The 24,018-nt window shown below is 59.6% G+C and carries 20 protein-coding genes; 10 read left to right on the forward strand and 10 right to left on the reverse strand.

From position 1 onward, the window contains the following. Window positions 1-49 precede the first annotated feature (49 nt). The 4 genes from MUO32_RS23840 to MUO32_RS23855 form a co-directional block, all read right to left on the reverse strand. Window positions 50-262, reverse strand: coding sequence for a hypothetical protein (locus tag MUO32_RS23840; RefSeq protein ID WP_257950868.1), 213 nt, complete (start codon window positions 260-262; stop codon window positions 50-52). Between the two features lie 787 nt (window positions 263-1,049). Next, window positions 1,050-4,310 (reverse strand): error-prone DNA polymerase, encoded by a 3,261-nt coding sequence (locus tag MUO32_RS23845; RefSeq protein ID WP_257950869.1) that lies wholly within the window; start codon window positions 4,308-4,310, stop codon window positions 1,050-1,052. Further along, complete coding sequence (locus tag MUO32_RS23850) at window positions 4,307-5,821, reverse strand: DNA polymerase Y family protein (protein WP_257950870.1); 1,515 nt, start codon at window positions 5,819-5,821, stop codon at window positions 4,307-4,309. Before MUO32_RS23850 ends, MUO32_RS23845 begins: the two co-directional genes overlap by 4 nt. Then, the gene (locus MUO32_RS23855; RefSeq protein ID WP_257950871.1) at window positions 5,739-6,497 is read right to left on the reverse strand and encodes an ImuA family protein; all 759 of its coding nucleotides are present in this window, start codon (window positions 6,495-6,497) and stop codon (window positions 5,739-5,741) included. The genes MUO32_RS23850 and MUO32_RS23855 overlap by 83 nt, the downstream gene beginning before the upstream one ends. A gap of 217 nt (window positions 6,498-6,714) precedes the next feature. Between MUO32_RS23855 and MUO32_RS23860 the strand changes: the two genes are divergently transcribed. From MUO32_RS23860 to MUO32_RS23875, 4 genes are all read left to right on the forward strand, one after another. Then, window positions 6,715-8,784, forward strand: coding sequence for an ATP-dependent helicase (locus MUO32_RS23860; RefSeq protein ID WP_257950872.1), 2,070 nt, complete (start codon window positions 6,715-6,717; stop codon window positions 8,782-8,784). A gap of 1 nt (window position 8,785) precedes the next feature. Beyond that, entirely contained in the window at window positions 8,786-9,874 is a 1,089-nt protein-coding gene (dinB, locus tag MUO32_RS23865; protein WP_257950873.1) for a DNA polymerase IV, read from the forward strand. A 107-nt stretch (window positions 9,875-9,981) separates the two neighbouring features. Further along, window positions 9,982-10,653 (forward strand): transcriptional regulator, encoded by a 672-nt coding sequence (locus tag MUO32_RS23870; protein ID WP_257950874.1) that lies wholly within the window; start codon window positions 9,982-9,984, stop codon window positions 10,651-10,653. Between the two features lie 129 nt (window positions 10,654-10,782). After that, window positions 10,783-11,316, forward strand: a complete 534-nt coding sequence (locus MUO32_RS23875) for a hypothetical protein (protein ID WP_257950875.1) — start codon at window positions 10,783-10,785, stop codon at window positions 11,314-11,316. A gap of 421 nt (window positions 11,317-11,737) precedes the next feature. On the opposite strand, the gene MUO32_RS23880 is transcribed toward MUO32_RS23875, so the two are convergent. Both MUO32_RS23880 and MUO32_RS23885 read right to left on the reverse strand, forming a co-directional pair. Next, entirely contained in the window at window positions 11,738-13,090 is a 1,353-nt protein-coding gene (locus tag MUO32_RS23880; RefSeq protein WP_257950876.1) for a HAMP domain-containing sensor histidine kinase, read from the reverse strand. Between the two features lie 14 nt (window positions 13,091-13,104). After that, complete coding sequence (locus MUO32_RS23885) at window positions 13,105-13,767, reverse strand: response regulator transcription factor (RefSeq protein WP_257950877.1); 663 nt, start codon at window positions 13,765-13,767, stop codon at window positions 13,105-13,107. A gap of 134 nt (window positions 13,768-13,901) precedes the next feature. Between MUO32_RS23885 and MUO32_RS23890 the strand changes: the two genes are divergently transcribed. The 3 genes from MUO32_RS23890 to MUO32_RS23900 all read left to right on the forward strand — a co-directional run bounded on the left by MUO32_RS23890 (window position 13,902) and on the right by MUO32_RS23900 (window position 17,050). Then, window positions 13,902-14,396, forward strand: coding sequence for a hypothetical protein (locus MUO32_RS23890; protein ID WP_257950878.1), 495 nt, complete (start codon window positions 13,902-13,904; stop codon window positions 14,394-14,396). A 132-nt stretch (window positions 14,397-14,528) separates the two neighbouring features. Further along, on the forward strand, window positions 14,529-15,785 hold the full coding sequence (locus tag MUO32_RS23895; protein ID WP_257950879.1) for an MFS transporter: 1,257 nt from the start codon (window positions 14,529-14,531) through the stop codon (window positions 15,783-15,785). Window positions 15,786-15,814: 29 nt separating this feature from the next. Further along, entirely contained in the window at window positions 15,815-17,050 is a 1,236-nt protein-coding gene (locus tag MUO32_RS23900; RefSeq protein WP_257950880.1) for an arsenic transporter, read from the forward strand. A gap of 208 nt (window positions 17,051-17,258) precedes the next feature. Here MUO32_RS23900 and MUO32_RS23905 read toward each other — a convergent pair whose 3' ends face one another. Then, window positions 17,259-17,882: a hypothetical protein gene (locus MUO32_RS23905; protein ID WP_257950881.1), complete on the reverse strand. Its 624-nt coding sequence runs from the start codon at window positions 17,880-17,882 to the stop codon at window positions 17,259-17,261. Window positions 17,883-18,157: 275 nt separating this feature from the next. On the opposite strand from MUO32_RS23905, the gene MUO32_RS23910 reads away from it, so the two are divergent. The 3 genes from MUO32_RS23910 (at window position 18,158) to MUO32_RS23920 (ending at window position 21,114) form a co-directional block, all read left to right on the forward strand. Further along, window positions 18,158-19,168, forward strand: a complete 1,011-nt coding sequence (locus MUO32_RS23910) for an IS30 family transposase (RefSeq protein WP_257950882.1) — start codon at window positions 18,158-18,160, stop codon at window positions 19,166-19,168. Window positions 19,169-19,503: 335 nt separating this feature from the next. Further along, window positions 19,504-19,815, forward strand: a complete 312-nt coding sequence (locus MUO32_RS23915) for a DUF736 domain-containing protein (RefSeq protein ID WP_257950883.1) — start codon at window positions 19,504-19,506, stop codon at window positions 19,813-19,815. Window positions 19,816-20,364: 549 nt separating this feature from the next. Continuing rightward, on the forward strand, window positions 20,365-21,114 hold the full coding sequence (locus MUO32_RS23920) for an SDR family oxidoreductase (protein WP_257950884.1): 750 nt from the start codon (window positions 20,365-20,367) through the stop codon (window positions 21,112-21,114). A gap of 273 nt (window positions 21,115-21,387) precedes the next feature. Here MUO32_RS23920 and MUO32_RS23925 read toward each other — a convergent pair whose 3' ends face one another. The 3 genes from MUO32_RS23925 to traD form a co-directional block, all read right to left on the reverse strand. Continuing rightward, window positions 21,388-21,645, reverse strand: coding sequence for a WGR domain-containing protein (locus tag MUO32_RS23925; RefSeq protein ID WP_257950885.1), 258 nt, complete (start codon window positions 21,643-21,645; stop codon window positions 21,388-21,390). Between the two features lie 261 nt (window positions 21,646-21,906). Further along, window positions 21,907-23,814 carry a Ti-type conjugative transfer system protein TraG gene (gene traG / locus MUO32_RS23930; RefSeq protein WP_257950886.1) on the reverse strand — a complete coding sequence of 636 codons (1,908 nt, stop codon included), beginning with the start codon at window positions 23,812-23,814 and terminating at the stop codon, window positions 21,907-21,909. Further along, window positions 23,801-24,016: a type IV conjugative transfer system coupling protein TraD gene (gene traD / locus MUO32_RS23935; RefSeq protein WP_257950887.1), complete on the reverse strand. Its 216-nt coding sequence runs from the start codon at window positions 24,014-24,016 to the stop codon at window positions 23,801-23,803. The genes traG and traD overlap by 14 nt, the downstream gene beginning before the upstream one ends. Window positions 24,017-24,018 lie beyond the last annotated feature (2 nt).

The raw sequence follows: 24,018 nt of genomic DNA on the forward strand, positions 1-24,018 counted from the left end.
GCCGAGAACGATCGAAGCTCGGAACAGTTGTGCGGGGAAGTTACGATTACTACGCGATCGTAGTTTGCCCCATGGCTTTGATAGCCTCTTTTCTGTCCAGGTCACTGGAACAGATGACCGCCATCTCGATGAAGTACGTTAGTTCGATATCTCGGTCGCGCGCCTGTAGGGCGAGTTCTCGCAGCATCTGGGTCAGGTAACCGTCACCGCTCGCTTTTCTTACGACGACTGGATTGGCGCGCAACTCTGTCTTTCTGATCATGTTATTCCCCCCAGGAGAAAATGGGAAAGCCTGCAACTTGAACGATACTACAGACAAAAGTTTGATCAATGCCAATTAATGATTGATGAATTTTTACACCAATATTGCGAAGCCCTCATATCCGGAGCAATCTCAGGTGTAAATTGACATAGTAAATATTGATGTTCGCGGACGAAAATGAAGCAAAAGCTGGGCTGTATGGGCCTGCCGTGGCGGTGCCATAGAAAGAATGGGCAGACGCAATCACTCAATCGAGCCAGAAGGTCCGATCCCAAACCGGTATGCTGCCTGCCACCTGCACTATGATCGCTCGAGCGCGCCGAAAGACCGCCGGCGGGACTCTTCCCTGGATGACTACGGCTTGCGGTTCAAACCGGATATCGATCCGGTGGTGTGAGCAAAGCTCATCATATGCTACCGCGGCCTTGATGGAAGCACGCAACCCGTACTCCTGCGCGCCAAAGCCGCCTCCAAGAGATGCATGAAACATCTCACCCTCCCATGTTTTCGAACATTCTTGAAAACGGAAATGGTAACGTGATGTTCCGATTGCGGAATCAAAAACCAGTGGAATCTTATGGGATTCGGCCCGCAATATTTTAGGGGAGATACCAAAAGGATCCGGCCCGTTTCCAAGCCGAGTTCTTACTCACCCCCGGATGGCACACTCTCACTCTGAAGTGTCTCAGGCGACTCCGCTATTAACTTTGACATAGCGTCGGTCAACCATGCCCGCGACCAACAAGTTTGTAGACGCGTCCACAAAGAAACTGGCGGCAATTGTATTCTAGTGAAAGTTCCTGCTTTTCACCTTCAAACGGTCGATTAACAGATCGGGCACATAGATATCACGCGATGGGGCAGCCGCCTTAGGTCGCTCCCTCGAGTCCGGCGCGCCGTTTCCTCGCGCGAACTCGTCCCCTCGTCCATGCGGTAGCGGAAACTGTTCGTCTCGTTCACCGAGCTTACCGAGGTCGTCGGAGAGGTCGAACATCTGTTGTGCGACCAGATGCACGACGTCTCCTTCCCGTTGGATCTTGCCGTTAATCGCCACCATCGAGGCCGATAACACAAGCCGGCGCTGCCGCTCGAACACCTTTGGCCAGATCACGGCATTGACGATGCCAGTCTCATCTTCCAGCGTCATGAACGTGACGCCCTTGGCCGAACCAGGCCGCTGGCGAACGAGGACCAGACCGCCCGTCATCAGCCAGCGGCCGTCCCGTGACGAGTTGGCCTCAGCGCAGGTTACCATGCGCTTTTGTCGGAGGTCCTCACGAAGAAACGCGACCGGATGCTCACGGAGCGTAAGCCCGACATGGGAGTAGTCCTCAACAACTTCGTGCCCGGTTCGCATCCACGGCAAGGCAACTTCAGGTTCCAGGGCTTCGGCAATCTGCCGTGCCTCACGCTCGGCGGCCGCCGTCCAAAGCGCGAGCGGCTTATCGCGAAGCGCCTTGATCGCCCATAAGGCATCCCGTCGCTGGAGCTGAAGCGAGGCAAGGAACGCGTCTGCCTCCGCAAGCTCGACAAGCGCCGCCAGCGGCGCACCAGAGCGGCGCCATAGATCATCGGCAGAAGCAAACGGCTCATCGGTACGCGCAGCCACAATTCGGGCCGCATCCGCCATCGATAAGCCTTTCACCATGCGCATGCCCAGACGGACTGCCTTCTCGGCGCTTTCGCCGACATCCTCGAGTGTGCAGTCCCACCGCGAGGCGTTCACGCAGACCGGGCGCACCTCGACGCCGTGATCGCGCGCGTCGCGCACGATCTGTGCCGGGGCATAGAAACCCATTGGCTGCGAGTTGAGGAGCGCTGCACAGAAGGCATCGGGATGATGGCATTTCACCCAACTGGAGGCGTAGGCAATAAGGGCGAAGCTGGCGGCATGGCTTTCCGGGAAGCCATAGGATCCGAACCCTTCGAGCTGACTAAAGGTGCGCTCGGCGAACTCTTCCGTGTAGCCGTTCTTCACCATGCCCGCGACCAGCTTGTCCTTGAACCTGGAAACGCCGCCTGAGAATTTGAAAGTCGCCATCGATTTCCTGAGCTGGTCGGCCTCCCCGCCAGTGAACCCGGCACAGACCATCGCCACCTTCATCGCGCTCTCCTGAAACAGCGGAATGCCGAGCGTCTTCGAGAGCACCGCCTCCAACTCCGGCGTCGGGTACTCGACCGGCTCCTTTCCTTCGCGCCGGCGCAGATAGGGATGCACCATGTCTCCCTGGATTGGTCCCGGCCGGACGATTGCGACCTGAATGACGAGATCATAAAACGTGCGTGGCTTCAGCCGCGGTAGCATCGACATCTGCGCTCGGCTTTCGATCTGGAAGGTGCCGAGCGTGTCGGCTTTTCGGATCATCGCGTAGGTGCGCGAATCTTCTGCCGGGATCGAAGCAAGATCCCAGGCCTCGCCCTTGTGCTCGGCCATCAGCGCAAACGCCTTGGCCATACAGGTCAACATGCCCAAGGCCAACACATCGACCTTCATGAATTTCAGCGACTCGATATCGTCCTTGTCCCATTCGATGACCTGGCGGTCATCCATGCGCGCCGGTTCGATCGGCACGAGATCGTCGAGCCGATCCTGTGTTAGAACGAAGCCACCCGGATGCTGCCCGAGATGGCGCGGCGCCCCCATCAGCTGCTGCGCCAGTTCCAATGTCAGTTTGAGGCGATAGTCCGCCGCGTTCAGGTTATTCTCCTTCAACTGGCGCTCCGAAACGCCTTCAGACCAGCCCCAGACGCCCGATGACAGCTGACCGATCATGTCCTCCGGCAGACCGAGTGCCTTGCCGACGTCGCGCAGCGCGCCCTTGGCGCGGTAGCGGGTTACTGTCGCACACAGGGCAGACCTGCTTCTGCCATAGGTCTCGTAGATCCACTGGATCACTTCCTCGCGCCGCTCGTGCTCGAAGTCGACGTCGATATCGGGTGGCTCGTCCCGCTCCTGGCTGATGAAGCGTTCGAATAGCAGGTCGTTGGTCTCTGGATCGATGGAGGTTACGCCGAGGCAATAGCAGACGGCCGAGTTCGCGGCCGAGCCCCGACCCTGGCAGAGAATGCCTTTCGACCGCGCGAAGCGCACGATGGAATACACCGTCAGGAAATATGGCGCGTAGTTCATCGCCCGGATCAGCGCCAACTCATCGTTCAGGGATCTGCGGACCTTGTCCGGCACCCCCTCGGGGTAGCGGTTGGCAGCCCCTTCCCAGGTGAACTTGACCAGCGATTGCTGTGGATCGAGACCGGGAACAATCGCCTCCTCCGGATACTGATACTGTAGCTCAGCAATATCGAACTTGCAGCGCTCGACGATCTCTCGTGTGCGGGCGAGCGCTTCCGGATACTCGCTCAAGAGCCGATGCATTTCATCTGGCGCCTTTAGATAGCGATCGGCATGACGCTCACGGTCGAAGCCTACATCATCGATGGTCGCGCGCGTCCGGATGCAGGTCACGACGTCCTGCAGCTGCCTGCGGCCCGGCTCGTGGAACAGAACGTCATTGGTGACGACGGTCTTCACCTTGTAGTGGACCGCCATTGCTGTGATGCCATGAAGGCGCACCCGGTCATTCGGCCGGCGCCGAAGGCACAGGCTGACGTAGGCGCGGTCACCGAAGAGTTCCGCCATTTTTCGGAGCTGCACGCCACAGGCTTCATCAGCTTCGTCGGGCACCAGGACACCGATCATGCCAGCGGCGTGCGTGGCGACATCGGCAAAATCGATCAGGCAATTTCCTTTGCCTCCGCGGCTCTTGCCGAGGGACAGCAACCGAGTCAGTCGCGAGTAAGCCGACCGGTCCATGGGGTAAACAAGGATCGACATGCCGTCGGTCAGATCGAGCCGGCAGCCGATCACCAACCGAACGCCAGAGGTCTTGGCCGCTTCCCAGGCGCGAACGATGCCGGCGAGGCTGTTGCGGTCGACGATGCCAAGCGCCGCGATGCCGAGCTCGGCCGCAGTTGCAAACAGGTCGTCTGCGCTGGAGGCGCCGCGCAGGAATGAGAAATGCGTGGTGACCTGAAGCTCAGCGTATCTCATCCGAATACCCCATGAAGGAACCAAAGGTGCGAGCCGGTCTCCGGATCGATGCCGTCGCCGGCGCGATAGACCCAGTAGCGTTCGCCAAGCTCATCCTCGACGGTGAAATAGTCGCGCACTGCCTGAAACTCACGTGGTCGTCGCCACCACTCCCCGAAGATCCGTTCTGGTCCGTCAGCACGTACCACCTTGCGCCGCCTGCCACGCCAGGTGAAGACGGCCGGCGGCTGGTCCGGCAGCAAAGCAATGACCTCGATGCGTTCCGGGTTTGCGAGGAGCCGCGTCGGGCGCGGCCATTTGGCAGCCCAGGCCTCGCCGATGTCAGGTGCCGTCGCCGCAATGCGCCTGACCGAACGCTCAGGCACGTCAGAAGCGACGGGCGCGACCCGGAAGAGCCGGTGGCCACGATTGCCGAGAATGTCGACCAACGGGGCGATGTCGGTGACGTCCTCCTCGATGAGCGCGGACGCGACCTGACGCTCCTCGAGCGGCTCGGCAAAAACGGCGACGAGCACCATCTTCTCGATGCCAAAGCCCGGCTCGATAGTCTCGATGCGATCGCACAGCAGTTTCGACAAGCGCGCCGGATCGCGAACCGGTTTGGCAAGTCCCGCGCGAAGATGCTGGCGCGTGTTGTCGACGCGATGGATGACGAGGTCGCAGCGCCGCGCGCCAAGACCATCTTCCGCAAGGCGGGTCGAAAGCTGGCCGACCAGTCGGCGAACATATTTGGTGATGGTCTCTGGAGCACCGATCGGTTCGGCAAAGTTCTTCGCAACCTCGATCAGTTCCGGTGTGCGGATTGGTTCGATCGGCTCGGCGACACGACCAAACATCTGGTCCAGCCGGCGTGCGGGTTCCGGCCCGTACCGCAGGGCCAGCGGAGCACGCGGCATGGCCGAGAGCTGTCCGACGGTATCGATGCCAAGCACGCGCAGGCTCTTTATGATCTCTCCAGGTAACCGCAACGCCATGATCGGCAAGTCGATGACCGCCTTCGAGACATCACCGACCGGCACGATGGTCGTCTCTGCCGCCAGGAGACGGGCGAGCGCGTGAGCGGCCCCCCAGCTATCAGCTATGGCCGCCCGCGCCGTCAGCCCATGCCCGCGCAGGCGGTTGACCAGGCCTGACAGGAGAACGCCTTCGCCGCCCTGAAGGTGATCGGCGCCTTCCGTGTCCATGACCAGGCCATCGGCGCCATCGATCGCAACGACGGGGCTGTATTGCCGTAGCGCCCAGAGCGCCAGGCGTTCAAGTGCGGCTGCATCCTCTCCCGGCGCCGCATCGATCATCAGGAGATCAGCGACCATGGCCTGCGCCTTGCTGGCCGGCATGCCAACGCGAAGGCCAAGCTTCAGGGCGGCTGGATCAGCGGCAGAGACCCAGCGTTTCGAGCCGCTGCGGGAAATCACCACGAGCGGCTTGTCAGCCGGCAAGGCTTCCGAAGCGCGCCGCCTGATCCGGTCGACCGGTAGAAAGGGGAAGTAGACAGATACGACCCTTGGCATCGGGGGCTCCAATTTCAAACTCGGCGCACGCACCCGCCTTTACGCGCATCAGCTCTGCCAGCCAGCGCGCCCTCCCGACGCCCGCCACTGGCAATCTTTCCGACGGCAGGGTGCTGATGCGCCACCGCGTCGTCGAGGCCGTCGGCTGTCCATAGTCCGAGGCCTCGTTCTGTCGTCGCCACCGCCGAAGCACGATGCCCATGGCACCGGTCTTTTCCGCTGCCAGCTGCAGGCGCCGCGAGGCGTTCATCGGCAGGCGAACCAGTTCCCCAACCACAGCGGCAAGGCCGCCGAATGAGAGCCCCTCCTCCATCGCTGAAAGCGCCTCTTCCTCCCTGTCGCTTTCGCACCAGACGACGCGATCAGGATGGAGGCCCGCTTGCGAGATCGCGGGGAAAAAGAGATCGGGGCGCGTCATGCACCAGAGAACCTTGCCGCGCGTACGGGCAGCGATGCCCGCCACGAAGAGCGCGGCCGCTGCTCCATCGACCGTCCCTCCGCCGCCGCCGGCGATCTCGTGCAGCGCGCCAAAGGCAAGCCCTCCGCCCGGCAGCGCCTTGTCCATCTCCGGGACGGCGAACGGCAGGACGGTTTTGGCGCGTGCCGCTCCGCCTTCGAGCCGGCCGATACGCTCACGAAGGTCGGCAAGCACAGGATTGACAGCGGGCTTTGACACGGCGGAAAGGTCGCTCCTTCAGGGGTTTTCAGCAGCGGGGTAAGCTGATATGTTCCTTTTTTGTTCCTGACGCCCAATCGAGTCAATCCACCCGAAACGGCGTTCCCGACCATGACGGTCACCTCAGACCAACCTCGCGCTGCGATTCCGCAAGGCCGATCAAGGAGATGGGAAAGGAAAGCGGACAGGAATTTTTTCTTAGGAAAATTTGGGGCAGATGACGGCAGCCTATTTGGAAAAACTGAACGACCGCCAGCGTGAGGCGGTCGAGCATGGCATTGGTCTGCCGGATGGAGCGATCGGCGGTCCCCTATTGATCATCGCTGGCGCTGGCTCCGGAAAGACCAACACGCTGGCCCACCGCGTCGGCCATCTGATCGTCAATGGCGCGGATCCACGCCGCATCCTGCTGATGACCTTTTCCCGCCGAGCGGCTTCCGAGATGGGACGTCGCGTTCAACGCATCTGCCGCCAGGTGTTCGGGGACAACGCTGCAGTCATGACGGACGCCATGGCCTGGACCGGCACCTTCCATGGCATCGGCGCGCGGCTCCTGCGCATGTATGCCGAGCAGATCGGCCTCAACATCGACTTCACCATCCACGACCGGGAAGACAGCGCCGACCTGATGAACCTCGTTCGCCATGAGCTGGGTTTCTCCAAGATGGAAACCCGGTTCCCGACCAAGGGCACTTGCCTTGCGATCTATTCGCGCGTGGTCAATTCCGAAAGCTCGATCAACGAGATTCTGAAGACGGCCTATCCCTATGTGCTCGGTTGGGAGGAGCAGCTGAAGCAGCTTTTCTCCGGCTATGTAGAGGCAAAGCAGGCGCAGAACGTGCTCGATTACGACGACCTGCTACTCTACTGGTCGCAGGTCATGTCCGACCCGGAGCTTGCCGACGATATCGGCGGCCGGTTCGATCATGTACTTGTCGACGAATACCAGGATACCAACCGCCTGCAGGCCTCAATCCTCATGGGCCTCAAGCCCGGCGGCCGCGGCCTGACCGTCGTTGGCGACGACGCGCAGTCGATATATTCCTTCCGCGCGGCGACGGTGCGCAACATCCTCGATTTCCCAAAAGAATTCTCCCCGAAGCCGGCGGACGTGATCACGCTCGACCGCAATTATCGCTCGACGCAGCCGATCCTCGCCGCCGCGAACGGCGTGATCGATCTAGCCCGTGAGCGCTTTACTAAGAACCTCTGGACGGACCGGGAATCCGAGCAACGGCCAATGCTCGTCACCGTGAAGGACGAGACGGAGCAGGCCAACTACATCGTTGAGCAAGTGCTGGCGAACCGCGAGACCGGGATGACGTTGAAGCAGCAGGCCGTGCTCTTCCGGACGTCGAGCCATAGCGGTGTGCTGGAAGTCGAGTTGACCCGCCGGAATATCCCGTTCGTGAAGTTCGGCGGCCTGAAATTCCTCGACAGCGCACATGTGAAGGATTTGCTGGCGACCCTTCGCTTTGCCCAGAACCCGCGCGACCGCGTCGCCGGCTTCCGCCTTCTTCAGATGCTGCCCGGCATCGGTCCCCAGACAGCCGGCAAGATCCTTGATGCCATCGCTGCGGATCCCGAGCCGCTCCAGTCGCTTGCGGAAATCCCGCCGCCGCCCAAGACCGGCGAAGATTGGCCCGCCTTCATCAACCTGCTTACGGCCCTTCGCAAGGCCGAGGGCGGATGGCCCGGAGAAATCGGCCTCGCGCGTCATTGGTACGAACCGCATCTCGATCGCATCCACGAAGATGCAGATACCCGAAAGGCTGACCTTCTCCAGCTTGAGCAGATCGCCGGCGGCTATCCAAGCCGCGAGCGCTTCCTCACCGAGCTGACGCTTGACCCACCGGACGCCACCAGCGACCAGGCCGGCGTGCCCTTGCTGGACGAGGACTACCTGATCCTCTCGACGATCCATTCCGCCAAGGGCCAGGAATGGCGGGCCGTGTTCATGCTCAATGTCGTAGACGGTTGCATTCCCTCGGATCTCGGCGCCGGCACCACCGCGGAACTCGAAGAGGAGCGCCGCCTGCTCTATGTCGGCATGACACGAGCGCGAGACAACCTGAGCCTCGTCACACCGCAGCGCTTCTTTACGCACGGGCAGAACGCCCAGGGCGATCGCCATGTCTATGCGTCGCGGACTCGTTTCATTCCAGCGACGCTCCTGCAGTTCTTCGAGGCAACGAGCTGGCCAAAGGTATCGGCGGTCGCCAGCGAGCGCAGCGCACGGCAGATCCGCATCGATGTCGGTGCGCGCATGCGGTCGATGTGGAAGTGAGATGAGCGAGGTCGCCGTCCCACAGACGAGGAAGATCATCCATGTCGACATGGATGCCTTTTATGCATCGGTCGAACAGCGCGACAATCCGGAGCTGCGCGGTAAACCTGTCGCCGTCGGCGGTTCGGCCGCGCGTGGCGTTGTCGCTGCGGCAAGCTATGAGGCGCGCGCCTTCGGCGTTCGATCGGCTCTCCCCTCGGTCACGGCGAAACGGCGTTGCCCGGACCTGATCTTTGTTCCGCCTCGCTTCGACGTCTACCAAGCGGTTTCAGGCCAAATCCGGGAGATTTTTGCGGAGTACACCGACCTTATCGAGCCGCTATCACTCGACGAAGCGTATCTCGACGTCACGCACAACAAGCAGGACATTCCCGTTGCAACCGACATCGCCACCCTGATCCGTGCGCGCATCAAGGAGGTCACCAGCCTCAACGCCTCGGCCGGCATCTCCTATTGCAAGTTCCTGGCCAAGATGGCGTCGGACCTCAACAAGCCCAACGGCCAGGCGGTGATCACACCAAAGAATGGACCGGCCTTCGTCGAAGCACTCGCGGTGAAGAAGTTCCACGGCGTAGGGCCGGCGACCGCCGCGAAAATGGAGCGACTTGGCATTGTGACCGGGGCTGATCTCAAGTCGAAATCGCTCGCCTTCTTGCAGGAGCATTTCGGCAAATCCGGTGCTTGGTACTACAACATCTCGCGAGGCGTCGATCACCGGGCCGTCCAGCCGGATCGGCCGAGAAAATCCATCGGCGCCGAGGACACTTTCATGGTCGACATCGTCGATCTTGGCGCTGCCCGAGCCGAGATCACGCCGCTTGCCGCCAAGGTCTGGCGCCACTGTGAGGGAAAGGGTCTCCACGGGCGGACCGTGACGCTGAAGGTCAAATATGCCGACTTCCAGATCATCACCCGCAGCAAAACGACCACTTCGCCTATCAGCACCTTCAATGACCTTGAAGTCATATGCCAATCGCTTCTTGAGCCCTTGTTCCCGCCGACCAAAGGAATCCGTCTCCTCGGCATCACACTCTCATCCTTCGTCGATGACGAGGGTGCCGAAGCAGACCAGCTTACGCTCCGGATCTAGATCCCGCCGGATCGACGGTGCTCTGGACCATCGGCGCCGTTAACGCTATTTGTCTACCGCGATGCTGAACAGGTCGCTGAAGATGATCCAGTATCTAGGGCCTGAGATTGAAAAAAGTCCAACGCGGTTTTTCTATCGAGTACAAGTCCGGCCGACGAAAGCCAGAAGCCAAATCGAATTCGATCTGGGGAAACATGGACCTCAAGTCGATTGCGCGTGATGTTGAGGACGCGACCATGACACGTCCGTGGTCGCTACCGCAGCATGTGAGAACAGATGATGAAATGTCTTCGCCCGAGACAAATGCGCCCGAACCTTTGTTGACACCGTCGTTTGGGCATCCGACAACTTCGCAGGCTACACAGGAGATCATCATGGCCGACGAGATCGATACAAAATCAAATGCTGATGTGGCGACCGCTGTGGAAACGCCTATCGTGCCCAAGAAGCAGCGCAAGCCTCGCGCCAAGAAAGTAGCACTTGAAACCGCCCCGTCTGAGGTCGCGACGGAAGCCGGTGTCGTGTCGAGCCGTATAGCTGGAAAGCAAAAGCCCGGCCGCAAGCCCAGGTCTGTCGAAACCGAGGGCGGTGTGAAACGAGCGCCCATAAAACGTGGTCCGAAGACGGCAAAGACGACGACGGTTGCACCCCCGACGCCGATCGACGAGATGGCCGACCTTCTTGAGCTGGAAGCAGAAAACCAGAAACTCCGTAAGTTGCTAGCTGAAAAGCTTCGTGCAGAAAATGCCGACCTGCGGAAGCGGCTAAATCTCGGTTGAACCGAACATGCGGCCAGTCATACGCCGCAATGTTTTTGCTATCGAAAAAAGCAGAGTTGGTGGTAGTTTTGACTGCCGCCAAAATTCACCTTATAGTTTGCGTGCGGGATAAATCCCGAGGTCGAATCGATGGCGTCTCCATGGAAATTTCTGGCGCGACTGGTGTCTCCTCGACGCGAGCATGACCTGGAAAGCAAACCGACTTCCAATGATAAGCCGGAGGTTTCGGCTATCTCTGATCCGGCGGGCGCGCCAGTAGTCGGGGGTTCGGGCCATGCCGATGAACGGACAGAAGAGCTATCACGTGTTCATCAATCCGATGCGTCTTCTATAAAGCTTCAGCTATCGGAAGAGACCGGAAGCAATATTCTTGGAACGGTAGATCTCGAAAGCTCCGAGCCTGTCAGCACCGTTGATGCAGGCCAATCCAATGCCGACAACATTGCATCCGACGCTCGTACGCGCGTGCGAGGTGTACCAACGAGGCAGAATCACCGCGGCAAAGGGGCTGATAAAGCGGCAGGTGCGCAGATTGCACCAGTCGTGCCCGACGAAGTGGTAGGGTTGGATGTAGAGATCAGAGCCCTTCGAGCGCAACTATCGCACAAACTGCGACTTCAGAATACTCAGCTAAAGAAGATGCTGATGCGGTTTGAAAGTTGACCGAGTGAATACGGTTCTACGTACCGGCCCAGCGGCTCCAAGTAGATCAATTCGATCTCGATCTCTCAGTTTTTTTGCCGAACAATGACCCTGAAACCTTTGTCTTTATACGTGAGGGTCGATCCATCGTCAGGCGTGCCGGTGAAGCGTGCTTCGTATTTCAGTCCTCACTGCGGTCATCGTCGTCTTGGTCGTGAGCCAAAGCGGAGCGACAATGGTTGGTGGTTGCTATGGTGTCGGAAAATCTCATATCAGCCAGTTGCGTCAATGGCTTAAGCAGTTGCCAGAGAGGCGCCAAAACCGTTGTTGAGCGCAGTCGCGTAGCGAGGTTTGCAATCGACGAGCCCAAATCCGCTATCTCAAACTATCGCCAGCCAGGATGCACAGCTGTGCTCTCACCCACGCGGCTGCCGTTTGCGAACTATGTCTGGCCCGGCGAAGCAGTCGGCAATGTAATATCGACTTTCAAGCCTAGCTCCACTGGATTGATGGAAATGCTCCCGCCATAAAGTCCGAGGAGTTCTTTTGATATGCTCAAGCCAAACCCATCGCCGGGGACGGTCTCGTCAAGGCGAAGACCTGGCCTGAATACCTCGTCAATTCTTGAAGACGGCATTCCTGGGCCATCGTCGCGAATGCTGATCGTCGTGACCTGGCCTTTGATCTCCCCATAAATTCCGATCTTGCGAACGGCCCATTTAAAGGCGTTTTCCAGAATGTTGCCAAAAATTTCATCAAAGTCGTCCGCTGCGCAACCGACGACAATTGAAGAACCGACATCGAAGTCGACAGAGAGCTGCTTATCCGCGTAGATCCGCTGCAGCGCCAGGAGCAGGTCGTCAAGGCGCGGCTTTACCTTGGATGCTGAGTGAACGACATCGCCGGCGCTCGCTCTTCGACCATCGGCGAGGTGATGTCGAATACGCCGGTCTATCCGCTTGGTCAGCCGTCTCAAGCTTCCGTCAGGATCGTTCCGATCGTCGAGAGCAAGCATCATGCTGGCAATTGGCGTCTTCAGACCGTGCGCCATGTTTGCGAAATGCACACGCGTGTCGACAAGACGCTGCGCATTTTGGTCGATGAGCCGATTGATTTCCAGCGCCACAGGTTGAAGCTCCGTTACGCCGGGCTCTTGCAGTTTCGACCGATGGCCCGTCAACACCGATGCGATATCCACCGTCAGTCGGCGAAGCGGCTGAAGGCCATATCGAACCTGCAGGATAGTGCCCACGATAAGGCTTCCGCCAAGCAGCGCCATGACCGGGAGAAGCCACATCAGTGATTTCAAAGCCGGGGTTGTCAGAGCAGACTTGGGTGCGGTGGCGGTGATCGTGACGATCCTGTTTCCGACCGTCGCCTCCATCGTCCGCGTATGCAAAGCCTGCCCGCGCACCTCTACCGGCCCACCGGGCCGGACAATCTCCCCGAGCAGTTGGCGCCATTCGAAAGCGTGACCCGGCGTCTCAATCGTTCCGCCCGACAGAGATCGGGACACAAGTTGAACGCTCTCTCCGGAAACCTGCCAGTACCAGCCGGATCCGTGCCGATCGAAAGGCGGCCCATTAAGTTGCACGGAAAGAGTAACCGCGCCATCCGGGCCAGATGTGAGCGCGCTCCGCAGCGCCTGGATCTGCGTATCGAGGCGCTGATCGATCTGCTCACGGACAACCCCTGCGACGATCAGCCAGAGGACGACCGAGGCGAAGGTGACGGCGGCTGCAGCGAATATGGCGGAAAAGGCAATCAATCGCCCGGATATCGTCGAACGCTGCAAGAGTTTTCCTATCCTCATGATGCCGCCGTCACCATGTAACCACGACCCCGCACTGTCTCGATATATTCGGGGCCGATCTTGCGGCGTAGCCGCGCAATGATAACTTCGATCGAGTTTGAATCCACCTCTGCGTCGCCGTCGTAGACCCTCTCCGTCAGTTCACGCCTGTCGACCACGACTTCCTTTCGTAGGATCAGGCAGGACAGGACGCGCCATTCGAGCGCCGTGAGCTTCAGGGGCATACCGTCATACTCAAACGTGCCAAGCTGTGCGTCGAACGTCAGCGGGCCGCAGGTAACCCGCGCGCTTGCATGCCCGTTGGCGCGCCTTACAAGCGCGCGAATGCGCAGGATTAGTTCCTCGACCTTGAATGGCTTTGTCAGGAAATCGTCGGCGCCGGCCTTGAAGCTCGCCACCTTCTCGGGCCAGCCATCGCGTGCCGTAAGGATCAGGACCGGGAAGGATCGATTTGCCTCCCGCCATGACTTCAGGACCGAAACACCATCGATCTTCGGCAGTCCGAGATCAAGGACCGCAGCGTCGAAGATTTCCGTCAGACCGGCATGTTGGGCGTCCTCGCCATTGCGCGCGATATCAACCACAAAGCTTTCCATCCGGAGACTTGCTGCGAGGCGGCTTGAGAGATCGCTATCGTCCTCGACGAGAAGTACGCGCATTTAAAAGTCCGATCTGGCTTGAGATAGGCAACGTTTATGAGTTCGCGGCTTAACTCAAGCTGAACCGAATGGTTCAGGCTGTTGGCGGAGAAGGGGGCGTAAAACCGTACCCTCTGAAACCTAAGGAGACTTCGATGTCCATTTCCGATAACGCCAACACTTTGCATCACACCGACGCGCATCAACCCCCGCTGCCCCCGCGTGGACGCAAGCATGCCGCCGCATTCGGTCTGGCCGCCCTTGGACTCGTCGTTGGTGTGGTGGGTGGTGCCGGTGCAATGAAACTGGCAAGCCCGAGCATCGAGATGGCGCCCATGAGGCCAGTCGTGATTTCTGCGATGGCGGGCAACAGCCTCGTCACGATCAAAGGCAAGGTTGCCGAGATCTTTGGCAACAAGTTCGTGATCCAGGACGACACCGGCCGCGCGCTCGTTGAAACCGGCCCGGAAGGCGAGGGCGGGAAGCTTGTTGCTTCGAACGAAACCGTTACGGTACAAGGCCGATTCGATGATGGCTTCCTGCATGGCAGCTACATCGTTCATGAGGACGGGCGCACCGAGTCGCTCGGTCCCGCGAGCAAACCACCGCATCGTGGGCCGCTCGAAATGCTCAAGCACCTCAAGCTGTAACCAAGCGAATAAAGCTGTGGATATGCGATGAAGTTGACGGCGGGATAAGAGCATCGAACACGCCGCTCCCACCCGCCGTTTACGGCGGCCATAGAAGCATTTCCAGACGTGCTCATTCTTTCGGAGGCCGGCATGCAGCGATCTCAACATACCCATCTTGCCGGCCGTTCGCTTGTTGCACTCGCCGCTTTGAACTTCTTTCTCGCCGACGCCCGCGACGGGCTCGGGCCGTTTCTCGATGGCTTTCTCGCCACTCATGGATGGTCTCCGATGACCTTGGGGATGCTGGCGACGATCGGCGGCGTTCTCGGGATGGTTGCGATGCCCCTGTTCGGTGCCTGGGTCGATTCATCTCGCCACAAGCGTGCCCTGATCGTGATGCCAGTCGTGCTGGTTACGGGAGCAGCACTGTGGACATTGTTTGCGCCCAACAACTGGTCCGTCTTCGGTGGACAATCCGTGACAGCCGTAGTCGGTGCGGTCGTCGGGCCCGCCCTGATGGGCCTGACGCTTGGACTTGTCGGCGAGAAAGCATTCTCCCGCCAAGTCTCTCGAAACGAGTTCTGGAACCATGTTGGCAATGTTGTCTCGTTGGTGGGCATCTATTTCGTCACTCTTGCCTTCGGGATCGACGGTGTCGTTGGTCTGATGATCGTGACTGCGATAGCAGCGATATTTGCTGTCGCAGCGATCGATCCCGACAAGATCGATCACAAGGTCGCGCGGGGGCTGGGACACGATAACGGCGCGCCAGGACCGTCAGGTTTTTCCGTGCTTGCCGGGAGCAGGGGCCTTATCCTCTTGGCCGTCACCCTCATGATATTTCATTTCGGCAACGCTCCGATGAGCCGGCTGATCGCTCAGGACTTTTCGATACAACTCGGCACGCCGTTCAGGACGACGGCTATCATCACCGGCATTTCTCAGGTTGCGATGATCGTCATGGCGCTGGCAGCGCCGTTCCTTATCCGGCGCTTTGGTCTTGCCACGATCTTTGTCATCGCTTTGGTCGCTCTGCCGATCCGCGGTGCGATCGCCGGAGCATTCGATGGCTTTATGTCCATCTATCCTGTTCAGATCCTCGACGGCGTCGGTGCAGGGCTGATTGGCATCGCCACGCCAATTGCAGCTGAGAGGATCCTGTCTGGAACAGGCCGCTTCAACGTGGGGCTTGCTGCGGTCATGACGGTTCAGGGTGTCGGCGCATCGTTCAGCAACGTCGTCGCGGGATGGCTGACCAACTTTGGGGGCTATGGCCTGGCCTACTGGGTGCATGGCGGCTTCGCAGTATTGGCACTTGCAGCGTTCGCCGCCGGACACAAAAGCATTGCTCCGTCGTCAAAGGGTGATGACGCAGCCGCCACCCCCTCGGCGGTCGCGGTGAACTAATGACATCGCAGACCCATGGAGAGGTGAGCATGATCTTGACCTGGGTGATTTCGGCACTGACGGTGCTCGGCGTCGTAGCACGCCCGTTTCGGTGGCCGGAGGCAGTCTGGGCGGTAAGCGGTGCGCTGCTGCTGATTGCCGTCGGTTCGATAGGCTATGCCGATGCATGGTCCGGTGTTGCCAAGGGCTTCGATGTATATCTTTTCCTGATCGGCATGATGATGCTGTCGGAGCTTGCCCGTCAGCAAGGGCTGTTTGATTGGCTCGCGTCCGTCGCGACCTCCCATGCGAACGGGTCGCCGAGGCGCTTGTTCGTCCTGATCTATGCCGTCGGTATTGTGACGACCGTATTCCTGTCCAACGACGCAACGGCCGTCGTGCTGACGCCAGCGGTATACGCCGCTTGCCGGGCCGCAAGGGTCAAAGACCCGCTGCCCTATCTTCTGATTTGCGCCTTCATCGCCAACGCAGCCAGTGTCGTTTTGCCGATATCCAACCCGGCAAATCTCGTTATCTTCAGCAACGGAACAATGCCATCGCTGACACATTGGCTATCGATGTTCGCTCTTCCCTCGGCCACGGCGATTGTCGTGACCTTCATCGCCCTTTACTGGAGTCAGCGCTCGGCACTCGCAGCCGACACGATTGTCGCAGCTGAATCCGCGGCCCTCGGAAGCAGCGCGCGTCTTACCGGGATTGCGTTGGTGGTGACTGCGATCGTCATGGTTGGATCCTCCGTGCTTGGCTGGGATCTTGGACCACCCACCTTCGCCGCAGGTCTTTTGTCGACAACCCTTGTCCTTCTGATTGAACGCAAGGGGCCGCAGATGCTCCTGCGAGATATCTCCTGGAGCGTCTTGCCACTTGTCGCCGGGCTATTCGTCCTCGTCGAGGCACTGGAGACGTCCGGGCTGGTAGAATGGCTGGCATCTCTGTTGACGAGTGTCACTTTGGCGTTTCCGGCATCAGGGCCAGTTGCCGTGGGAGCGCTCGTCGCGCTCGTTACGAACCTCGTCAACAATCTACCTGCCGGGTTGGTTGCCGGCGGCGTGGTCCATAGCGCTCAAGGCAGCGACACGATGGCTGGGGCCGTTCTCATCGGGATCGATCTCGGGCCAAACCTCTCGATCACGGGCTCACTTGCCACAATCCTATGGCTTAACGCACTTCGCCGGGAAGGGATTGAAATGACGGCCTGGGCGTTTATGAAGCTGGGCGCCATCGTCATGACGCCTGCGTTACTCGCTTCGCTGCTTGTCTTATAAGCGCGCCTCAAGTTGGAGAGCCGGACTTTCATAGGTCTGCCGACGGATTTTCGCGTCTTTGTCACAACATCCGCAGTGACGGGGCGGCAGTTGTCCGCCTCCTTTCAAGACCTAACTCTCATACCGTTGCGGGCCGGTCAAAAGGGCAAGTGCCCCTTGGCTCGTACTTGGCATGGTGGCGCCCTGCGCGCCAACAATCACCTGTCAATCAATGAAGCAGTCCGTCAGCGTCGAAATCCTCCCAGTCTGGAAGGCCCGATGCGGGATCGTTTGTGCCACTGTCCGCCTTTTTCGACCGCTTGCTTTTCTTCGACGGCCGCGCCAGCTTCGCCTGATACGTGGCATTCCTCTTCTCCGCCCTCGCTTCGGCATCCTCCACCCGCCACTCATCGACAGCTCCACGATTGAGGAGCTCGTCGACGACTGACGGTTCGAAGACATGGAAGGTGATCTGACGAGCCCGCCCGGCCAGCCTGACTGTCCTCGTCCCGGCGCTAGGTAGGCGCCCGTCCGCAAGCCAGCGATGGCGCTCGCTGGTCTTCATGCCGAGAATGTCTTGAATCTCGCGCGGGATGACAGGTAAGAATTGGGCGTCATCCAGCGTTTGCGTGACCACAGATACCGCGGCGTTAAAAGCGGATCTTTCATCGGTCGGCATCACGAGAACGAGATCAACTCCTTCGAGCGAGATCGTTTTCTTCGAGATAGCGGGCAGACGCGCCTGTATCTCCTGCAGTATGCCCTTCGCGCGAACGGACGATCCCATCGTGGCATCGGGCGTTAGGGTCCACCTTCTCATCAGCATGACGTCGTTCTTTTCGTGTTTTGGCATGTCGCCTAGATGGTGCGCCCGGCATTGATGGTCAATGCACTGCCTTTCGCCCGCTGGTCGATCCCTTTCACATGCCACTGCGGAATACCCGGAACAGGAAGGGCCACCTTCAACTTGTATCGCTCAAAACCGCTGCCGGTTCACGGCAGCGCCGAAAGATCGAACGTGGTTCCATAAGGTATCTTATGTGATTTTTGTATGTAGCCGGGTGGGTTCAAGGATGAAGTGCGACTTGCGAATGATGCCAATGGGTTATCAGTCGCAAGGACGCTGTCATGAAACGCACCTACTCCCATCTTGATTTGAACGAACGCCGCAGGATCGCCCGCTGGCGCCACGCCGGCCTGAGTATCGATATCATCGCGGAGAAACTTGGACGTCATCGCTCGACGATCTTCCGCGAGGTTCGGCGAAACGACTATATCGACAAGGAATGGCCTGATCTCAGCGGCTATCATTGCACGACGGCGCATGACATGGCGTGTGAGCGTCGTGCCAAGTTGAGGAAGCTTGCCCGCTTCTCGCATGTCCGCCAGTCCGTCATTGAGCGGATCGTGCACGGCTGGTCGCCGCAACAGATCGCCGGTCGGATGCGGCTGGAGCGCCATCCGATCTCGGTCAGCCACGAGACGATCTACAAGTTCGCCTATTCGCCGGATGGTCACGCGATCAAGCTCTGGAAACATCTGCCGGAACATCGGGCTCGACGCCGGGCGCGGCATGCGAGGCGCCGGCATGGCCAGCGTTTCAGCCCGGACCTCAACATCCTGCGCCGCCCGGATGTGGTTGCCGATCGCAGGCAGTTCGGACATTGGGAATGCGACCTGATCCAGTTCCGCCAGAAGTTCGGCAAGGCGAACGTGACGTCGTTGGTCGAGCGGGTCAGTCGTTTCGCCGTTCTCTTTCGCAACAACGACCGGCAATCCCGCCCGATCATGGAGCGTCTCATCAGCGTGCTGCAGGCCCTGCCCCATCGCGCGCGCCGGTCGATCACCTTCGATCGTGGCACAGAGTTCACCGACTGGCCCTACCTCCAGGCCGGCATCGGCTCCGCGACGTGGTTCTGCGACCCGCAATCACCCTGGCAGAAGGGCACCGTCGAGAACACGAACGGACGGGCCAGGAAATGGCTTTCGAGGGATATCGATCCGCTCTCGATCAGCGAACAGGACCTGAAGGAAATCTGCGACCGGCTGAACACGACGCCACGCAAGTGCCTCGGCTACAAGACACCGGCCGAGGTCTTCCGCCAGAAGCTGCTCGCGCAGATGCGATCGGGAGGATAGGATCAACGAGCCCGCAAGTCGCGCCTTGGCTTGAGCTCACAGTGCGGATCGCCAGGGTCGTTTCCTTCTGCTCAATCACCGTGGCTCCATGTGCGGGCTCGATGGGGCAGGTCTGACCGGAGACCGGCTTCGCCTCGACCTCTATCCCGCAACGGCGCTGCGAAACTTTCATCCCCTGACGGCTCCGCCGCCATTCCTCGCGAGACAAGAAAGTGTCTTCGCGCCGCCCTCCACGTTGTTCCGGCCCTACGGGTGCGGTCCGGTCGTCACCGGCCTTTGCGACTGCCATCGAGGCCGCAATAGAGCGACCCGAAACAGCAACAAGGAATACGACAATGGCTACCATCGGCACCTTCACCTCCACCGAGAACGGCTTCACCGGCCAGGTCCGCACCCTCGCCCTCAACGTCAAGGCTCGCATCGCCCGCATCGAGAACCCCTCCGACAAGGGCCCGCAGTTCCGCATCTTCGCAGGAGCCGTCGAATTGGGCGCAGCCTGGCAGAAGCGCTCCAACGAGAGCGACCGCGACTACCTCTCGGTCAAGCTCGACGATCCGAGTTTCCCCGCTCCCATCTATGCGACGCTCTCCGAGGTCGAAGGTGAAAATGGCTACCAGCTGATCTGGTCCCGCCCAAACCGCGACTAAGATCGATAGGCTCCCCCCGAAAGGGCGGGGCCTCGCTCTTCTCCAGGATCAAGCTAGAGACAGGCATCCAGCCCGTCTCCGGCTTTTTGGGTGCCGCACGAGAGGGGATGTTAGCTGAGAGAGGCCAAGTTTGCCGTGACGGGCGCACAGCCCCAAGGACTTGGCGGTGCCCCCAAATGATGCGCGTTACGGCTCCTCCGCCGGCCGCTCGCGCGGGAGACACGCGCTCCATGACCCACGCGCTCGCAACGGCTGCGGAGTCAGTGCCAACAACGGGTATCAGTCTGGGACGGTTGACGCCCTGCACTATGTCAGCTACCTCTCGTGTCACAGCGATAAATGCGCTGTCGTAGGCGTTACCGTCATCCAACGCGTCCTTTGTCGAGAGGGTCCCAGCAGGGAAATCTCGGGAATGAAGGCGCGGTGAACTCACTTCCTTCCACGGTATCTTGGCGGCTGGCATCAACCCGGCGTGTGAAGAACTGTATCGGTCGGACAACGATGCCGTGGCCTTTCCTGCAACGTCTAGGAAAGACACCCACAATGCAAATGACTGACAACACCATCCTTATCACCGGCGGCACAAGCGGGATCGGACGGAAGCTCGCGGAAGCATTTCACGACCGGGGAAACCGGGTTATCGTGACAGGGCGGCGACGCGACCTGCTTACCGATATCTGCGAACACCGCCCCGACATCGTAGGACTTCACCTTGATCTTACGGACCCCGGGTCCATCGCCGCTGCCGCCAAGGATATTCGCGATCGATTCCCGGAGCTGAATGTTTTGATTGCAAATGCCGGGATTTCCCGTAGCGAAGACGTAACATCCCCTGACTGGAATGCATCGACAGGCGAAGAAATTGTGCAGACCAACATCTTGGGCGTCATACGAGCGGTCGCTGCCTTCTTGCCGGCCTTGAAGACGCAGAGAGCTGCTGCCATCATAGCGACAAGCTCCGCGCTTGCCTTCGTGCCACGAGCGGAATTCCCTGCTTACTGTGCAAGCAAGGCTTTTCTGCACACATGGCTCATCTCACTACGTCACCAGTTGCGCGGTGTACCTTTGGAGGTTTTGGAACTATCGCCGCCGTACGTCCAGACCGAGCTGACTGGCTTCGCCCAAGCGAAGGACCCTCGTGCGATGCCTTTGGCCTCATATGTGGATGAGGTGATGGCGATGCTGGAGAGGAACCAACATCCGGGCGGAGAGCTTGTCCTCCCGCGCGATCAGCCGCGTCGGTGGGCCGAGCGCGACGGTACCTATGAAAGCTTGTTTGCCATCATGAACCCGGCCTGACAACGACGGCCGCCTGCTGCAGCGGCCGTGGAACGCTTCAGCGTTTCATGGCCGCTTAGGTCGGAAGCGGTACTTGTGTGTTTAATGGTGCCTATTTGCGGACCGCCTTTGAGGTCAACGAGCGTGGAACTGACATGGCAGCAAGGATCGCATTTCTCACGCGGAATTGCTACGCTTCTGCAATATATGGCGAACATCACTTCTAATTTTTAGAGGTTTTAGTGGAACGTTTCTTTGATGAACCTTCCTTTAGTTTTTAAGCAGCGCGCGATGCTAAGGGTTTTTCGATCCGATTGTCCGATATCCGCGTCGGCGTTTCTGTCTGATAAGAGCGAGGAAGAGTTGGACCGCGTCCTGCTCTCGCTCGAAATTATGAACCTTGGCTTGCCCGCTTGTCCCAATGCGTCCCCACCGACGCATCAGGCATGCCTCACCGAACAGGTTCGGTTCGATCGACAGCGCGTAAAAGCGTGCCATGTTTTTTTGGGCATCCGTGCGTTCGACATAGAGGTGATAGGGTTGAGCGATCATGCACCCAGAATCGCGCGAACCGTTTCCGGCGTCCAACGAGACTTTTGAATCGATCGCCGGGGATCGATTCAGTTTTGTGAAGAATTGACCGTGCCCAGGTGTGGCATCAATCTTCGTGGTACGCCTCTAACTACTGACGTAAACGAGGCCTGCAAGTGGTCTTCGCCGAAACCGGTGATGATCCTCCCAGAGGCAAATCAGATTGAGCGCTCGCTAGGTCAGACTGATCCCCTCTCAAACGACTGTCTGATTGAGACGCGGTCAATGAAACTTGTTTCGCCCGACGCAGTTTTTCATATCTTTGCGCCGGAACCAGATTGCGCGTCCGCATCGGAGTGGCGGATTGCCGGCGGTGAAGACGATCTGCTCGTCGGCGCGCATTCGAAGAACCTCATGCGGCTGGATCAGCGGTCTAGCAGCCAGCTGCTTCGAGCGTGTCCGTGACGACCCACGCGCCTGATAGCTACGGCTGACCTGGTCGATCTCGACCGTCGTCATACCGCAGCGGCGGGATATGTAATCCGCCGTCTCCGGATCATTGATCGCTGCAAACGAAATCCAGCTGGCGCTCTCGAACCATTTGCTGGACGCATCTCGCCCGCCATAGTTTTCCCGCAGTTGGCCGATGGACTGATAGATCATTGTCAGCGTAATGCCATACTTCCGGCCGGCATCGCGGGCGGTCTCCAGGATTCGCATGTAGCCAAGCCTTGCCACCTCATCGAGCAGGAAAAGGGCGCGGCCTTCGATGGCGCCATCCCGATTGTAAATAGCGTTCAGGAATGAGCCGATGATGACGCGCGCCAGTCCGGCATGGGTCTCCAAGGTCTTCAGGTCGATATTGATGAAGACGTCGGTCTTCCCGGATGCAATATCGTCCGTGGAGAATGCCGCCCCGGATACAAGTGCGGCATAGTTCTGGTACGATAGCCAGTGCGTTTCCTTGATCGCATTGGCATAGACGCCGCTGAAGGTTTCCGGCGTCATGTTCACGAAGGCCGCGACGTTCTCCTTGACGAATTCAGACTCGGAATTGTCGTAGATGTCCTGCAACCGCTGGCGCAGCTTCGGCTCCGGCTCCGACAGATTTGCCCGGACCTGACGGAGCGTCTGCTGCTCTGCCGGCGTGTGTCCGGAAAGGCAGACATCGGCAACTACGGCGGTTAGAAGCTGAAGGCCGGACGCGCGGAAGAAGTCATCGCGGACACCGCTGGCGCGCCCGCTTTCGCTCATGATCCATGACGCGACAGATGCAATGTCTTCTTCTTTGGTGCCGCCGAACTTGCCGATCCAGTCGAGCGCGTTGAAGCCCGTCTTCGATTGACGCGGATCGAGAATGCAGATCCTGCGCCCCGCTCCTTCTCGATGCTGCGACACCATCGGCGCCACTTCATTCGAAGGGTCGAGGACGATCAACGATCCGCCCCATTTCAGTGCGGTTGGGATCGTCACCGATGTTGTCTTGAAGCCGCCGGAGCCGGCAAAGACGATGCCATGGGACGAACCGAAGGAGCCGTCGAAGCAGAGGAGTGGGGCCTTGCCGCCGTCGCCCCAGCTCTCCTTGTCATCCGTGCGGAACCCGCTCGCGGCTGAGCTATCGCGATCGACGCGGTAGCGCTCCCCGACAACGATGCCGCCAGCCTCGCCGAACAGCCGTTCGGCCTCGCTCAACTTCATCCAGTCGGCCTCTCCGTGAAGAGCCCGTTTGCCGACAATCCGCCTGGGCTCGGGTCGGACGAAAGCCGCATTCCCGATCACCGTAACACGAAGGGCAAAGCAACCGACCATCAGCACACCAGCTGCGCCGATTATCGTGGCTGGATCTAGATAGGTGAAAATCGAGTTGCCCGCAGGCACTTTGTCCGCGAATGCAGCCAGACGCGATGTCTCGCGCGCTCCCGCAACCAGAATGGTGCCAACACATCCAGTGACCACGCTCCAGCCGACAAACTGGATGCTCGCCGATCCTGCCGAGGTGAAAAGCCAGATCAGGCCAACTGCGGCGGCGGCGATGTAGGGTATGGCGATGCCGATCCTGCCGAACATCAGGCGTTGCGCCTCGGTCCTCCCCAGGGGCGCAAGCGATTGGTCGATCCCGGTCAAAACGATAGCGATGGCGATCATCAATGCGACCGGCACGGTGATGAGAAGAACTCTACTCGCTGTCATTGCCGAAGGCCTCCGCACCGATCGCAATCAGTCGCGCTCGCTCGCTGGCATCCGTCTTGAGACGCTCGGCTAGCTCGATCAGCGCACCCAGCAGCATCGCTCGTTTTTCGAACCTCAGACCCGCTTTCACGATCAGGCCCCCGAGCTCAATCTTTTCGCGTGTGTCCTTCTTGCGAGCGTCCGATGTCGTCGTCCTCGCCATGC

This window comes from Shinella sp. CPCC 101442 (assembly GCF_024704725.1).
Lineage (GTDB): Bacteria > Pseudomonadota > Alphaproteobacteria > Rhizobiales > Rhizobiaceae > Shinella.

Bases quoted from the DNA above. Each gene is read 5' to 3' on its own strand.
- MUO32_RS23840 (WP_257950868.1), bottom strand. From the start codon at position 262: ATGATCAGAAAGACAGAGTTGCGCGCCAATCCAGTCGTCGTAAGAAAA.
- MUO32_RS23845 (WP_257950869.1), bottom strand. From the start codon at position 4,310: ATGAGATACGCTGAGCTTCAGGTCACCACGCATTTCTCATTCCTGCGC.
- MUO32_RS23850 (WP_257950870.1), bottom strand. From the start codon at position 5,821: ATGCCAAGGGTCGTATCTGTCTACTTCCCCTTTCTACCGGTCGACCGG.
- MUO32_RS23860 (WP_257950872.1), top strand. From the start codon at position 6,715: ATGACGGCAGCCTATTTGGAAAAACTGAACGACCGCCAGCGTGAGGCG.
- dinB (WP_257950873.1), top strand. From the start codon at position 8,786: ATGAGCGAGGTCGCCGTCCCACAGACGAGGAAGATCATCCATGTCGAC.
- MUO32_RS23875 (WP_257950875.1), top strand. From the start codon at position 10,783: ATGGCGTCTCCATGGAAATTTCTGGCGCGACTGGTGTCTCCTCGACGC.
- MUO32_RS23885 (WP_257950877.1), bottom strand. From the start codon at position 13,767: ATGCGCGTACTTCTCGTCGAGGACGATAGCGATCTCTCAAGCCGCCTC.
- MUO32_RS23890 (WP_257950878.1), top strand. From the start codon at position 13,902: ATGTCCATTTCCGATAACGCCAACACTTTGCATCACACCGACGCGCAT.
- MUO32_RS23895 (WP_257950879.1), top strand. From the start codon at position 14,529: ATGCAGCGATCTCAACATACCCATCTTGCCGGCCGTTCGCTTGTTGCA.
- MUO32_RS23900 (WP_257950880.1), top strand. From the start codon at position 15,815: ATGATCTTGACCTGGGTGATTTCGGCACTGACGGTGCTCGGCGTCGTA.
- MUO32_RS23905 (WP_257950881.1), bottom strand. From the start codon at position 17,882: ATGCCAAAACACGAAAAGAACGACGTCATGCTGATGAGAAGGTGGACC.
- MUO32_RS23910 (WP_257950882.1), top strand. From the start codon at position 18,158: ATGAAACGCACCTACTCCCATCTTGATTTGAACGAACGCCGCAGGATC.
- MUO32_RS23915 (WP_257950883.1), top strand. From the start codon at position 19,504: ATGGCTACCATCGGCACCTTCACCTCCACCGAGAACGGCTTCACCGGC.
- MUO32_RS23920 (WP_257950884.1), top strand. From the start codon at position 20,365: ATGACTGACAACACCATCCTTATCACCGGCGGCACAAGCGGGATCGGA.
- MUO32_RS23925 (WP_257950885.1), bottom strand. From the start codon at position 21,645: ATGATCGCTCAACCCTATCACCTCTATGTCGAACGCACGGATGCCCAA.
- traG (WP_257950886.1), bottom strand. From the start codon at position 23,814: ATGACAGCGAGTAGAGTTCTTCTCATCACCGTGCCGGTCGCATTGATG.
- traD (WP_257950887.1), bottom strand. From the start codon at position 24,016: ATGGCGAGGACGACGACATCGGACGCTCGCAAGAAGGACACACGCGAA.